The 13,431-nt window shown below is 71.3% G+C and carries 16 protein-coding genes; 6 read left to right on the top strand and 10 right to left on the bottom strand.

Features of this window, described 5'->3' with window-relative positions; genetic code table 11:
* Position 1 precedes the first annotated feature (1 nt).
* On the bottom strand, positions 2–1,051 hold the full coding sequence (locus tag O7625_RS01205) for a sugar ABC transporter permease (RefSeq protein WP_282343671.1): 1,050 nt from the start codon (positions 1,049–1,051) through the stop codon (positions 2–4).
* A gap of 74 nt (positions 1,052–1,125) precedes the next feature.
* Entirely contained in the window at positions 1,126–2,466 is a 1,341-nt protein-coding gene (locus O7625_RS01200) for an ABC transporter substrate-binding protein (RefSeq protein ID WP_282343670.1), read from the bottom strand.
* Between the two features lie 277 nt (positions 2,467–2,743).
* Here O7625_RS01200 and O7625_RS01195 point away from each other — a divergent pair, with 277 nt between their 5' ends.
* Positions 2,744–3,520 (top strand): peptidoglycan DD-metalloendopeptidase family protein, encoded by a 777-nt coding sequence (locus O7625_RS01195; protein ID WP_282343669.1) that lies wholly within the window; start codon positions 2,744–2,746, stop codon positions 3,518–3,520.
* 75 nt (positions 3,521–3,595) lie between these two features.
* On the opposite strand, the gene O7625_RS01190 is transcribed toward O7625_RS01195, so the two are convergent.
* From O7625_RS01190 to O7625_RS01170, 5 genes are all read right to left on the bottom strand, one after another.
* The gene (locus O7625_RS01190) at positions 3,596–4,090 is read right to left on the bottom strand and encodes a TspO/MBR family protein (RefSeq protein WP_282343668.1); all 495 of its coding nucleotides are present in this window, start codon (positions 4,088–4,090) and stop codon (positions 3,596–3,598) included.
* A 173-nt stretch (positions 4,091–4,263) separates the two neighbouring features.
* Positions 4,264–4,407 (bottom strand): GPGG-motif small membrane protein, encoded by a 144-nt coding sequence (locus O7625_RS01185; protein WP_007464364.1) that lies wholly within the window; start codon positions 4,405–4,407, stop codon positions 4,264–4,266.
* 42 nt (positions 4,408–4,449) lie between these two features.
* Positions 4,450–5,172 (bottom strand): metallophosphoesterase, encoded by a 723-nt coding sequence (locus tag O7625_RS01180; protein ID WP_282343666.1) that lies wholly within the window; start codon positions 5,170–5,172, stop codon positions 4,450–4,452.
* A gap of 10 nt (positions 5,173–5,182) precedes the next feature.
* Entirely contained in the window at positions 5,183–5,449 is a 267-nt protein-coding gene (locus O7625_RS01175) for a hypothetical protein (protein ID WP_067303016.1), read from the bottom strand.
* Positions 5,446–6,051, bottom strand: coding sequence for a nucleotidyltransferase (locus O7625_RS01170; RefSeq protein ID WP_067303019.1), 606 nt, complete (start codon positions 6,049–6,051; stop codon positions 5,446–5,448). Before O7625_RS01170 ends, O7625_RS01175 begins: the two co-directional genes overlap by 4 nt.
* 155 nt (positions 6,052–6,206) lie before the next feature.
* Between O7625_RS01170 and O7625_RS01165 the strand changes: the two genes are divergently transcribed.
* The 4 genes from O7625_RS01165 to O7625_RS01150 all read left to right on the top strand — a co-directional run bounded on the left by O7625_RS01165 (position 6,207) and on the right by O7625_RS01150 (position 10,452).
* Positions 6,207–6,950: a thymidylate kinase gene (locus tag O7625_RS01165; RefSeq protein ID WP_282343663.1), complete on the top strand. Its 744-nt coding sequence runs from the start codon at positions 6,207–6,209 to the stop codon at positions 6,948–6,950.
* A gap of 147 nt (positions 6,951–7,097) precedes the next feature.
* Positions 7,098–8,012, top strand: coding sequence for a MurR/RpiR family transcriptional regulator (locus tag O7625_RS01160; protein ID WP_067303025.1), 915 nt, complete (start codon positions 7,098–7,100; stop codon positions 8,010–8,012).
* A 71-nt stretch (positions 8,013–8,083) separates the two neighbouring features.
* On the top strand, positions 8,084–8,983 hold the full coding sequence (locus O7625_RS01155) for an N-acetylmuramic acid 6-phosphate etherase (RefSeq protein ID WP_282346766.1): 900 nt from the start codon (positions 8,084–8,086) through the stop codon (positions 8,981–8,983).
* 479 nt (positions 8,984–9,462) lie between these two features.
* Positions 9,463–10,452 carry a sigma-70 family RNA polymerase sigma factor gene (locus O7625_RS01150; protein WP_067303122.1) on the top strand — a complete coding sequence of 330 codons (990 nt, stop codon included), beginning with the start codon at positions 9,463–9,465 and terminating at the stop codon, positions 10,450–10,452.
* Positions 10,453–10,523: 71 nt separating this feature from the next.
* Here the strand turns inward: O7625_RS01150 and O7625_RS01145 are convergent, their stop codons facing one another.
* A complete protein-coding gene (locus O7625_RS01145; RefSeq protein WP_282343660.1) occupies positions 10,524–11,519 on the bottom strand; it encodes a C40 family peptidase in 996 nt (331 codons plus the stop codon).
* A gap of 484 nt (positions 11,520–12,003) precedes the next feature.
* Between O7625_RS01145 and O7625_RS01140 the strand changes: the two genes are divergently transcribed.
* The gene (locus O7625_RS01140) at positions 12,004–12,558 is read left to right on the top strand and encodes a DUF6232 family protein (RefSeq protein ID WP_282343658.1); all 555 of its coding nucleotides are present in this window, start codon (positions 12,004–12,006) and stop codon (positions 12,556–12,558) included.
* Between the two features lie 66 nt (positions 12,559–12,624).
* Here O7625_RS01140 and O7625_RS01135 read toward each other — a convergent pair whose 3' ends face one another.
* The gene (locus O7625_RS01135; RefSeq protein ID WP_067303036.1) at positions 12,625–12,954 is read right to left on the bottom strand and encodes a DUF3817 domain-containing protein; all 330 of its coding nucleotides are present in this window, start codon (positions 12,952–12,954) and stop codon (positions 12,625–12,627) included.
* Between the two features lie 24 nt (positions 12,955–12,978).
* Entirely contained in the window at positions 12,979–13,407 is a 429-nt protein-coding gene (locus O7625_RS01130; RefSeq protein ID WP_282343655.1) for a hypothetical protein, read from the bottom strand.
* Positions 13,408–13,431 lie beyond the last annotated feature (24 nt).

Genomic DNA, 13,431 nt, shown 5'->3' with positions numbered 1-13,431 from the left:
CTCAGCCCTCCCGCTGCTGACGCAGGTTGCGGATCTGGTAGATCACGATCGGGATGACCAGGATGAAGAGGAAGACCGCCAGGGCGGAGCCCTGCCCGTTCTCGCCGTACCGGAAAGCCTGGTTGTACATCTCGTTGGCGATCACGCTGGTGTCGTAGTTGCCGTTGGTGGCGGTCCGGACGATGTCGAAGACCTTGAGGGTGGCGATCGACAGGGTCACCACCACCACGATCAGCGCCGGCCGGATGCTGGGCATGGTGATCTGCCAGAACATCTGCCACGGGGTGACCCCGTCGAGGCGGGCCGCCTCCACGATGTCGCCGGGGATCGCCTTGATCGCGGCGGCGAGCACCACCATGGCGAAACCGGCCTGGATCCAGACCATGATGACGATGAGCAGGAAGGTGTTCAGCGGTGAGTCCAGCAGCCACTGCCTCGGCTCGCCGCCGAGGGTGACCACGATCTGGTTGAGCAGGCCGATCTGGTCCTGGTCCTCGCTGCGGTAGGCGTAGACGAACTTCCAGATGATGCTCGCCCCGACGAACGAGATCGCCATCGGCAGGAAGATCAGTGACTTGGCGACGGACTCGAACCGCGCCTTGTCCACCATGACGGCGTAGAGCAGGCCGAACGTGGTGGCCACCAGCGGCACCAGCAGCACCCAGATCAGGGTGTTGAGCAGGACCCGGACGATCGAGTCCTCGGAGAACATCCAGCTGTAGTTGCGCAGCCCCACCCACTCGGTGCTGCCGGCGTCCATGAACGAGAGCAGGACGGTCCGCAGCGCCGGCACCACCAGGCCGATGGTGAGCAGCAGCAGCGTCGGCAGCAGGAAGAAGAGCGCGAACAGCCCCTCCCGGGGCTTGCGCCGGCGGGGCAGGGGACCACCGCCGGTCGAGGCGGCGACCAGCTGCGCCTCCCGACGGCGGGCAAACCAGGCCGGCACCACGTCGAGGAGCAGGAGCAGACCGCCCACCACCGCGACGAAAGCGATCAGCCCGTACATCAGCATGAGGAACTTCGGCTGTTCCTCAGCGAAGTCGAACTCCATCGACCCTCCCTCTCAAGGGCTCGGGATCAGACGGTGGCCCGGTCCGTGGGTACGGACCGGGCCACCGTCTCAGCTCACTTCCAGGTGGTCTCGATGCCGTTCAGCACCGTGTTGGTGTCCTTGCCGTTGATCCAGTCGACCATGCCCTTCCAGAAGGTGCCGTTGCCGACGGCGGCCGGCATCAGGTCGGAACCGTCGAAGCGGAACACGGTCTTCGGGTCCTGGAGGATGCCCACGGAGAGCTTGTCCACCGGGTTGGGCACGTTGGCCAGGTCGAGCTTCTTGTTCGCCGACACCCAGTCGCCGATCTTGGCGCGGCTGTTGGCGTACTCGCCGGAGGCGAGGTAGGTCTGCACCGCCTGGACCTCGGGGCGGTCGGTGAAGGCCGCGACGAACTCGCCGCCGCCCAGCACCGGCTTGCCCTTGGCCGGGTCGATGGCCGGGAAGTAGAACGCGAAGACGTCGCCGTCCTCGGCCACCTTGGTGCCCTCGGGCCACTGGTTGGCATAGAAGGACGCCTGCCGGTGCAGGGCGCACTTGCCGGTGGTGATCGGGACGCCGGCCTCCTGGAAGGAGGTGGTGGCGATGCTCTTCACGCCGCCGAAGCCGCCGTTGACGTACTTGTCGTTCTTGAGGATGGTGCCGGCCCGGTTGAGCGCGTCGACGACCTGCGGGTCGTTGAACGGGATGCCGTGGGTGGTCCACTTGTCGTAGACCTCGGGGCCGGCCGTGCGCAGCAGCACGTCCTCGATCCAGTCGGTGGCCGGCCAGCCGGTGGCGTCACCGGACTCGATGCCGGCGCACCACGGCTTGGTGCCGCTGGCCGCGATGGTGTCGGAGAGCTTGATCAGCTCGTCCCAGGTGGTGGGGGGCGCCCAGCCCTTCTCCTTGAAGGTCTTCGGCGAGTACCAGACGAACGACTTGACGTTCGAGCCCAGCGGGGCACCGTAGAACTGGCCGTTGATGGTGGTGTACTTCAGCCAGTCGGGGGAGTAGTTCGCCTCGGCCTCGGCCTTGGTAGCGGCGGAGACCGGCTTGAGGTTGTTGCCGTCGACGAACCGCTTGATCAGGCCCGGCTGCGGGATGAAGGCGATGTCGGGCGCGTTGCCACCCTGCACCCGGACGGGGAGCTGGGCCTCGAACTCGCCGGAGCCCTCGTGGTCGATCTCGACGCCGGTGCAGTCCTCGAACTGCTTCCAGGACTGGGCCAGCCGGTCGGCCTCGATGTCCCGGATCGACGAGTAGGCGGTGACCTTCTTGCCGTCGAGGTCGCCGTACTTCTCATATGCGGCGCACTCGGCCGAGCCCGCGTCGCTGCTCTTCTTGTCATTGCCGGTGCCACAGGCGGTGGCGCCGAGCGCCAGCCCCAGCACGCCGGCGATCGCGAGAGCCTGGCGTGATCTGGCAAACGCCATGCCGTTCTCCTTCCTTGCCGGCGCGCCCACAGGTGGGGGAAACCCGACGCCGGTCCGATGAGTCGTCCCCACATGTAAGCGCTTGCATCCCGATCGGTCCACCCCCTGGCGGACACGGCCCGGTAACAATCACGAAACCCCCTCACCGCTGGTGGGTGCGCTCCCAGTCGCCCCGGTCGGATCGCGGTGGCCAGCGGGTTCGGGAGCTTCCCATCGATGGAGATATCTGCCAAGCTCGGCACAGGTGATCGAAGGATCTCGACATCGGAGGTGTTGGATGCGTCAACGGTGGTGGAGCCTGACGGCAGCAGCCCTGCTGGTCGCCGGGGCGGTGGTCCCGGCGGGCCCGGCCTGGGCCGCCGCGCCCACGTTCAAGGTGCCGTTCCCCTGCAACCAGTCCTGGTCCGGCCAGACCCGCTCGGACCACAGCCCGGCGAACGCGATCGACTTCAACCGCACCGACGATCTCGGTGACCCGGTGGTCGCCAGCGCCCCGGGCACCGTCGACCGGGTGACCGACCTCGGCGGGACGAGCTACGGCAAGTACGTCCGGATCGACCACGGCGGCGGCTACACGACCTACTACGCCCACCTCAACGGCTTCAACGTCTCGGTCGGCCAGCAGGTCGGCTACGGCAAGGTGATCGGCTGGGTCGGCTCCACCGGTGGCTCCACCGGCCCGCACCTGCACTACGAGCAGCGCCTCGACGGCGCGGACATCAAGGTCAAGTTCAACGGCACGGTCGCGCTGTACTGGGGCACCAAGACGTACACCAGCGGGAACGGCTGCTCCAGCGGCACCGGGTCGGGCACAGTCGACACCGCCGGCTCCCCGCTCACCGTCCGGTCCGGGCCGGGCACCGGCTACTCGTCGGTCGGCACGGTCGCCGACGGCGCCACGGTCACCATCGGCTGCCAGACCAGCGGCACCACGGTCACCGGCACCTTCGGCACCAGCTCGATCTGGGACCGGATCGGCTCCGGGCGGTTCATCGCCGACGCCTACGTCTACACCGGCCACGACGGGTACATCCCGAACGTGCCCCGCTGCTGAGACGCGACCCGTCGGGCCGGGGGCGGACCCGCCCCCGGCCCGACGACGACCCGGGTCGGCGGTGGGCGGCGACCGTCAGCGGTTGAGCTGCCAGATCGAGAAGTTCAGCGCGGCGGCGAAGGTGACCCAGGCCCAGTAGGGCAGCAGCAGCGCCGCCGCCGGCCGGGAGATCCGCCGGAAGGCGACCACCGTCGCCGTGATCGCCAGCCACATCAGCACGATCTCGGCGAACGCCAGCCCGTACCGGCCGGCGCCGAAGAAGAGCGGGGTCCAGATCGCGTTCAGCACCAGCTGGACCGACCAGGCCCAGAGCGCGGGGCCGAAGCCGGCCCGCCGCCAGACCAGCCAGCCGGCGACCGCGATCGTCGCGTAGAGCAGGGTCCAGACCGGGCCGAACAGCCACGAGGGCGGGGCCCAGGCCGGTTGCCGCAGGCTGGCGTACTCGTCGCTGGTGCCGGACACTCCCAGCCCGCCGATCGCGGCGGCGACGGCGACCGCCGCGAAGAAGCCGAGCAGCGCCCACCAGGTCCGCGCGGTGCCGGTTCGCCGGCCGCTCCGGGTTGTCTCCATGGTCAAGATATTTCCCGGGTACGCCGCCGCAAAACCGTCATCCGCGCCGGCCGCGGGTCACCGGCGGACCCCGGACGACAGAACGCCGGGACCGTCGGCACCGGAGGCCTCAGTCTGGGAGGACGGGGCTTCCGGGAGCGACGGTCCCGGCGGGTCAGGTGCGGGTACCGGCGTCAATTGAAGATGCTGACACCACCCGGGCCGACCAGAAGGCCTACCACGATGAGGACGATGCCCCACAGAATCTGCCGCCGGAACAGCGCGAGGATGCCGGCGACCACGAGGACGACTGCGAGAATCCAGAGAATCAGCTCCATGGCCGCTGAATACCCGGCCGTCCGATCCTGAAAACCTGCTTCTCAGTCGACCTGATCTCCCAGGTGGAAGACGCTGTACGCCTGCTTGATCACCGGATGGGCGACGTTGCGTACCCGTACCCCGCCGGGGGTGACCCCCCGCTCGGTGCCGGCGTGCGCGTGCCCGTGCAGGGCGAGCGCCGTCGGCGCCGAGTCGATCGCCTGCCCGAGCTGGTACGACCCGAGGAACGGGTAGATCTCCAACGGCTCGCCGGCCAGGGTGTCCGGCACCGGGGCGTAGTGGGTCAGCGCGACCAGCAGGTCGCAGTCCAGCCCGCGCAGCGCCTCGCCCAACGCCGCCGCGCTCTCGTTGCTGGTGCGGACGAAGGACTTCATCTCCGGCTCGCCGAAGTCGCTGGCGCACCGGCCGGCGAACCCGCCGCCGAAGCCCTTCACCCCGGCCACGCCGAGCCGGCCGCCGGGGCACTCCAGCACCGTGCCGGTCCCCTCCAGCACCGTGATGCCGGCGTCCTCCAGTACCTTGACCACCTGCGGCACCTGGTCGCACTGGTGGTCGTGGTTGCCCAGCACGGTGATCACCGGCACCCCGAGGCCGCCGAACTCCTGGGCGACGCAGCGGGCCTCGGCCTCGGTGCCGTGCCGGGTCAGGTCGCCGGCGAGCAGCAGCACGTCGGCGCAGTCGGGCAGCTCCTCCAGGGCCGGGCGGAACCGGCCCAGCACGTCGGCGTCCAGGTGCACGTCGCCGACGGCGGCGATCCTGATCATCGGGTCCTCCTCACGGCAACTCCTCCACCTGGGCCGGCGCCTGGGCGCGGATCACCCCGATGTCGCTGGTGACCGCCTCGTCCGGGAACCGTTCGGCCACCCGCCGCAGGATCTCCGCCCGCCGGTGCGGGCTCTCCACCTCGCCGGTGAGGACCAGGCCGCGCTCCCGGCGGACCACGGTGATGCCCTGCTCGGCGACGTCCGGGTCCTCGGCCAGCAGCCGCTGGATCGCCGCCTCGACGTACTCGTCCGGTGGGCCGGCGCTCTGCTCGGTCACGGGATCTCCTTCCCCTCGGGGATGCGCGCGTACGGCACCGGCGTGCCCCCGTAGGGGACGACGTCGAGCCGGTCCAGCAGCATCAGGAACGCTTCGGCGTACGGCGAGTGCTGGGTCTCCTTGCGGACCCGCTCCCAGTCGATCTGCTCCCGCAACGACCGCGCCAGCGGCAGCCCCCGGGCGAAGTCGCAGTAGTGCTGGGAGAAGCTGAGCAGCTTGTGCACCATCAGCCGGGTCGCCGACAGCACCGGCATCCGGATGGCGTCCACCGGGCGGACCACCGTGTCGGCGAGGGTCTCGTGGGTCACCGGGGTCTCCACGGGCCGGTGGATCAGGTCCACCATCCGCCCGTCGTCATAGACCTTGACCAGCCAGTCCTCCGGGGGGCGCTCGGCGGTGAAGCCCTCGTCGGTCAGCGCCTGGAGGGCCCGCTCGACGTCCGCCTCCTGGAGCAGGAAGTCCACGTCGTGCTCGCTGGAGTGGCCGCCGTGCGCGTAGACGGCGAAGCTGCCGCCGAGGGCGAAGGGAATCTCGTTCTGCTTGAGCACGGCCGCGACCCGCTTGAGGGTGTGCAGGAGGCTGACGTCCCCGCGCTCGGCCATCTGGTCTCTCCTGTCGTGGATGGTCGGTGGGAAATGACGTTGCGTACCCGGCTGTCCGCCCCTCCACACCTGCGCCCGGCCGGCGATCCGGTCACCGGGTGAGGAAAGCGGATCAAACAGACAGCAGGGAGCGCGGGTCGGATAGCCTGTGGAGGGTGGCCAGCACACGGCGCGCGACCGACCGTCCGGCCCGACTGCGTCGTGTCGCGCTGATCGGCATCGACGGTTCGGGCAAGACCACCCAGGCTCACCGGCTCGCCGTCGCCCTCACCTCGGCCGGGCGGCCGGCCACCTACCACCGCAACGCCGGCGGCCGACGCTGGCTGGGCCGGGTCGCCCAGCGGTTCGGTCGGGCCGACCCGCAACTGCTGCTGGGCCGTAACGGGCTGCTCGCGGCGGAGTCCGTGCTGCGCTGGCTGGCCATCGCCGCCGCGCTGCTGAGCTGCCTGGTGACCGGTCGCACCGCGGTGATGGACCGCTACTCCGCCTGCCAGTACGCCAGTATCCGGGCGCACGGTGGGCAGCGCTGGGAACGGCTGGCCCGGGTCGGCTACCGGGTCTTCCCCGCGCCGCAGATCACCTTCCTGCTCGCCGTCGACCCGGTCGAGGCCTACCAGCGGATTGAGCGGCGGGGTGAGGACCACGAGACGATGGGCTGGCTGACCGCCGCCGACGCGGCGTACCGGTCGCTGCCCGAGTACCCGGCCTTCGTGGTGATCGACGCCGGTGGCGGGCCGGACGAGGTGTCCCGGCGGATCCGGGCGCACCTGAGCCGGTGGCTGCCGCCGGAGGGGACCGGACCGGTGGTCGGCGGTCCACCGGACGGCGGCGGCGGTTCGTCCGCCGCGGAGCCCGACGACGTGGCCCGGGAGCCGGTCGTGGCGCAGGCCGGACCGTAGACCGGCCGATTCCACCGGACCGGCCGAGGTCGGCGGGCCGGGGAAGTGGCACTCTGGGCCGGAACATCCCCACGTCAGGGGGATACTTCCGGTCGGATCCGCGTGGTCGTGGTTGACGCTCGCGGCTCATGAAAGTAAGTTTCATCCGTGGCGAATAGTCCGAAGATTTCTGCGAGTCACGAGCCGGGTGGGCTGATCGTCCACATCAGTGGCCTGCTCCCCTCGCTGTCCCCCGCCGAGCAGCGGGTCGCCCGGCTGGTCGTCGCGGACCCGGCCGATGCCGCCCGACGGACCATCACCGACCTCGCCACCGCCGCCGAGACCTCCGAGGCCACCGTCATCCGGTTCTGCCGGTCCGTCGGTATGGACGGCTACCCGCAGCTACGGATCCGCCTCGCGGCCGAGGCGGCCCGCCGGATCGAGCCGCCGGACGCCCGGGTGGTCGGCGGCGACATCCCGCCCGGAGCCGACCTGGCGCAGATCATCGCCACCATCGCCTTCAACGACGCGCGGGCGGTCGAGGAGACCGCCCAGCAGCTCGACCCCGCCGTGTGCGAGCAGGTCGTCGAGGCGATCGTCGGCGCCGGCCGGATCGAGGTCTACGGCGCCGGCGCGAGCGGCTTCGTCGCCTCCGACTTCCAGCAGAAACTGCACCGCATCGGCCGGGTCGCCTTCTCCTTCCCCGACGTGCACAGCGCGCTGACCTCCGCCGCGCTGCTCGGCAAGAGCGACGTGGCGGTCGGCATCTCCCACACCGGCACCACCTCCGACGTGATCGAGGTGCTCGAACAGGCCCGCTCCCGGGGTGCGGTGACCGTCGCGCTGACCAACTTCCCCCGGTCGCCGATCACCGAGGTCGCCGACTTCGTCCTCACCACCGCCGCCCGCGAGACGACGTACCGCGCGGGGGCGATGGCCAGCCGGCTCGCCCAGCTCACCGTGGTCGACTGCCTCTTCGTCGGGGTGGCCGCCCGGAACCGGACCCGGGCCCGCCGGGCGCTGGAGGTCACCGCCGAGGCGGTCCGCACGCACCGGGTGGGCGGCAGCCGGAGGCGGTCGTGACCGGCGGTCCGGCCGGGCCGGACGACGGGGTCGAGCGGCCCGCCGACGACAGCGTCGTGGAGCTGCACCCGGTGGTCCTCGTCGGTGCCCCCACCGAGCGGCGCAACCCGCGCAGCACCGACCTCGACCTGATGTCGACCCGGGACGTGCTCACCGTCATCAACGACGACGACCGGCGGGTGCCGGCGGCGGTGGCCGCCGTGCTGGACGAGATCGCGGTCACCGTCGACCTGGCGGTGACCGCGCTGCGCGCCGGGCACCGGGTGCACTACTTCGGCGCGGGCACCTCCGGTCGGCTCGGGGTGATCGACGCCGCCGAACTGGTCCCCACCTTCAACTCCCCGGACGGCTGGTTCTGCGCGCACCTGGCCGGCGGCCCCGGCGCCATGTGGCGGGCCGTCGAGGACGCCGAGGACGACCTGCGCGGCGGCGCGGCCGAGGCCGCCCGCTGCGTCACCGCCGGTGACCTGGTGGTGGGTCTGGCGGCCAGCGGACGCACACCGTACGTCCTCGGGGCGCTCGGCGCGGCCGGGGAGCGGGGGGCGGCGACGGTGCTGCTCTGCGCCAATCCGGAGGTACGGCCCACGGTCCGCCTCGACGTGGTCATCGGGGTCGACACCGGCCCGGAGGTGGTGACCGGTTCGACGCGGATGAAGGCGGGCACCGCGCAGAAGCTGGTGCTGAACGCCTTCTCCACCGCCGTGATGGTGCGCCTGGGCCGGGTCTACTCCAACCTGATGATCGACATGATGGCCACCAACGCCAAGCTGCGGGGCCGCATGATCTCCATCCTGATCGAGGCGACCGGGTGTGGCGAGGAGGTCTCCCGGCGGGCCCTGCACGAGGCGGACGGCGACCTGAAGACCGCCCTCGTCTCGCTGCTGTCCGGGGCCGGGATCGACGCGGCCCGGTCGGCGCTGGCCCGCACCGCCCACCAGGTCCGTGGCGCCCTCGCCCTGCTCGCCTCCTGAACCCGTCGCCACCCGGCCTCCGGTGCCCGGCACGCTGCTCCGGCGTCGCCGCGCCTGCGCCGGGCGGAGTGACCGGAAACACCCCCGGCGGGGGACGTCCACCACGCCCCGGATTGTTGTTCGGGGCGTGGGGTAATCCAGGAGAGCCGGATGAACCAACCGGTCCACCGGCCCGTATCTGGCAATGACCAGGATCGCCGCCAGGTGGTGACGCGGGTCGCTGTGTCCCGGGATGTCGCAATGGTGCGGCGCTTCGGAATCGGCCGACGACCCCGGTGCCACCAGCGGTTGTCGCGGGTCGGCAGGGCGTCCCGAGCGGGCGCTGACAGCAAACGTGGACCGGGCTTTCAGCTGGTACTCAGGCATTCGTGACACTTTCGACTCACGACATGGAATCCCCGACCCGTCCCGACTGTTGTGCAGGTGTCAGCACCGGTGGGCAGCGTGGACGTTGCGGGGGAGGGCTGATGGACGTGGGGATGGCAAGGAACCGGGCAACCGGCGCGAGCGAGGGGACCGTGGACACCGTGGACAAGAACATCGGCATGCGAACCGACGAGGTCGCCGAGGAGCGCGACCTGGTCGGCGTCTACCTTCACGAGATCTCCCGGACGCCACTGCTGGACGCCGCCAAGGAGGTCGATCTCTCCAAGGCGATCGAGGCCGGGCTCTACGCCGAGCACCTGCTCGGTGAGGACCGCGTCCCTGCCGGCGTCGACCGGGAGGACCTGGATCGGCTGGTCGCCGAGGGTGAGCGGGCGAAGGACCTCTTCATCCGCGCCAACCTGCGGCTGGTCGTCTCGATCGCCCGCCGCTACGTGCGGTCGGGCATGCCCATGCTGGACCTGATCCAGGAGGGCAACACCGGCCTCGTCCGGGCGGTCGAGAAGTTCGACTACGAGCGCGGTTACAAGTTCTCCACCTACGCCACCTGGTGGATCCGGCAGGCGATCAGCCGGGCGATCGCCCAGCAGGAGCGCACGGTGCGGCTGCCCGTGCACCTGGTCGAGGACGTCAACCGGATGCGCAACGTGGCCCGCCAGCTCACCCGTGAGCTGGGCAGCGATCCGGAGCCGGAGCAGATCGCGGCGGCGCTCGGCGTCACCGTCGAGCGGGTCAACGAGCTGCGCCGCTGGTCCCAGGACACCGTGTCGCTGGACACGCCGGTCGGCGACGACGGCGACACCAACCTCGGTGACCTGGTCGCCGACAGCGACGCCCCGTCACCGGAGGACATCGTCCTCACCGGGCTGGAGCGGCAGCGCATCGAGGGTCTGCTCAACCACCTCGACGACCGGTCCGCCGGCATCATGCGGGCCCGGTACGGCCTGGAGGACGGGCGGGAGCACTCGCTGACCGAGGTCGCGTCGCGCTTCTCGCTCTCCCGGGAGCGGATCCGGCAGCTGGAGATCCAGGCGCTCGGCCGGCTCCGCGAGCTGGCCCGCGCGGAGGGTCTCCAGGCGGCCTGAGCTGGTATCAATGACGGCGAGCGGCCGGCGTCCGATAGGGGGACGCCGGCCGCTCGCCGTCGTGGTGCCGGTCAGCGGACCCGGCCGTAGCCGGCGATGCTCATCATGTTCATCTTCCGCTTGAGCACGTTGCGACCGGCGCTCGGCGCGTCGATCACCTGACCGCTGCCGACGTAGAGCGCGACGTGCCCCAGCCCCGAATAGAACACCAGGTCACCGGGGCGCAGCTCGCTACGGCTGACCCGGGAGGTGGCGTTCCACTGCATCGCCGCGTTGTGCGGCAGCCGCTTGCCGGCCGCCCGCCAGGCGGCCAGGGTCAGGCCGGAGCAGTCGTACCCGTTGGGGCCCTCGGCCCCCCAGACGTACGGCTTGCCGATCGCCCCGTACGCGTACCGGACGGCGGCACCGGCGCTGCCGGAGACGGCCGGTGCGTCGGGGGTGTCGGCGGAGGCGGAGCCGGAGCCGGAACTCTTCGGCTTCTTCACCGGGGCCTCGGTGGCCCGCCCGTACGCCGCGCGGCGCATCTCGTAGAGCTTCGCCAGGTCCTGCTCGATCCGCTTCTTGGTCTTGACCACCGCCCGGGACTGGGCGGCCTGCTTGGCCAGCGTGGCGTCGAGCCGGGCCTTCTGGTCCAGCAGCGCCCGCTGGTCGGCGGTGTACCCGTCGATCTGCTGCTGGCGGTGCCGGGTGAGCTGGTCGAGGGTGCCGAGCCGGTCGACCAGCGAGCCGCCGGCCGGGTCGAGGATCGCCTCGGCGGTACGCAGCCCGCCGGTCTTGTAGGCGGTGGCGGCGATCTCGCCGACCGCGGCCCGGCTCTGGGCGGCCTGGGCCTCCAGCGGACCGATCCTGGCGTGCAGGCCGGCGGCGGCGGTCTGGTTCGTCTTGATCTCCTCGGTGAGCTTGTTGTAGGACTCGACGATCCGTTCCAGCTCCGCCGAGGAACTCTCGATCCGGGCGGTGAGTTCGGCCACCGAGGGCTCGGCCCGGACCGGTGCCGACGGGGCTATCAACGCGGCCGACAGACCGACGACCGCCAGGGTGCGCAGCAGCATCCGTAAGGACGACAAGAGCGGAAGACTCCTCTCCCACCGGTCACCGGAGGATGCTGACGCCTCCGGTGACACCGGCCGGGCCCGTCCGGATGGACGGCCGTTTACCGTGCCGGCCCGCTCAACCTAACCCGTGACGGGAGTGACGCGCAGACAAAGCAGCGGCGAATGTTGCCGGAGCGGTCCGGCGTGTCGTTGTGGCAGGTGGCAACCGGCGCGGCAGGGGAGTGGTCGACGGGCCGCTCCTGGGCGTTTGATGAGGAAGGTGGTTTTCGTCGTTCCAGGCGGATACCGATATGGATCGCGGTGGAAAAGAGTGATAAAACCGAAATGGTGGCCAGATGTCGGCGGCGTCGGTAGGCCGCCTCGCCGGAAGTGTCGGAAATCGGGGAGCGGCCCGGGCGGTCCGGCAACAGAATGAAGCCTCGGCCGGGAATCCCGTCGCACGCGGGTGGCGTCGCGTGCGGGTCCACCCGGTTCCGTCGGCCCCTCGGAGGACGCCGTGCAGGCAGACCGCGCGAGCACCCGACCACCACGCTGGTCCCGACCCACCACGCTGCTGTACGCCCGGCCCGGGATCGTGGTGACCACCGAACGGTTCACCGCCGGCCGGAGCAGTTACGCCGTGGCCGACCTCACCCACCTGCGCACCGGCCGTGGACCGCACGACCGGCTCGCGGCCCGGATCGTCACCCTGGCCGCCCTCGGTGCCGGCGCGACCGGCGTGCTGCTCGGCTTCACCGGCGGGCTGGAACGGCTCACCGCCGGGGCGTACCTGGGGCTGGGCGCGGTGTGCCTGCTGCCCGTGCTGCTGGTGCTGGCCGGGGACCGCTGGCGGCCCCCGCCCCACGAACTGCACGGCCACTGCCACGGCACCGAGCTGCTGCTGTTCAGCAGCGACGACCGGGAGCAGTTCGACCAGGTGGTCGACGCCCTGCGCCAGGCCCGCGAGCAACACCGCTACGCCGACGCCGACGACCCGTCACCGACCGCCACCTACTGGCGACCGACCCGCCCGTCACCGACCGCCACCTCCTGGCGACCGACCCGGCCGTGACCCCGGCCGTAGCCCGCAGCCGTCACCGCGACCGGGACTCCGAACTCACCCTGGCCGTGCGGGCCGTCAGCGGACAGCCGGCTCCGGGACGCGGGGACGCGCGCCGGTCGCCAGCTCCCGGGTCACCTTGCGCTCCGCCACGAACGACACGAACGGCACCGTGCCGGCGAGCATCACCAGCAGCATCCGCTTCAGCGGCCAGTCCACCCGCCGGCCCAGGTCGAAGGTGGCGGCCAGGTAGAGCAGGTAGAGCCACCCGTGCGCGGTGCCGACGACCGCCACCACGAGCGGCTCGTCGAACGCGTACTTCAGTGGCATGCCGATCAGCACCAGCACGGCCAGCGCCACGCCCACGATCCAGGCGATCACGCGGTACCGGGTAAGGGCTCCGCCCACCGTCGTCCGTCCTTCCGACCGGCCTCAGCCGGGATAGTCGCCGGGCCTCGCGCCCGGATTGGCGTTCAACCAGGTCAGATAGCGGTTGTACGCGGCCAGGTCGGCGTCGTCCGCGCCGTCGACCGGTGCCGCCGGAACCCGGGCGACCCGCACCGGGCGCCGTACCGCCGGGGTGGTCGGACCGACGGTGGTGCCGGCCGGCGCCGGCCCGCCCGGTGCGGCGGCCGGCGGGGGGGCCGCGCGCGTGCCGCGCAGCGCGTGCCGGACCTCCCGCCACCAGACGAAGACCACGAAGCCGGCGAAGATCGGCCACTCCACCGCGTACGCCCAGCTCAGCGTGTTGCCGGAAGCGGCCCGGCTGATCTGCCACCAGCCCAGCGCCAGGAAGCCCGTCACCAGGACGACCAGGGCCACGTGGCGGAGGATCCACGCCGGTGTCCAGAGCCGCTTCATGCCGTCGAGGGTACCGGGACGGGC

This window comes from Micromonospora sp. WMMD714 (genome assembly GCF_029581315.1).
In the GTDB taxonomy this organism is placed as follows: Bacteria; Actinomycetota; Actinomycetes; order Mycobacteriales; family Micromonosporaceae; genus Micromonospora; species Micromonospora rifamycinica.
Note: the sequence above shows the minus strand (reverse complement) of the source record. Positions and strands in the feature narration are given on the sequence as shown.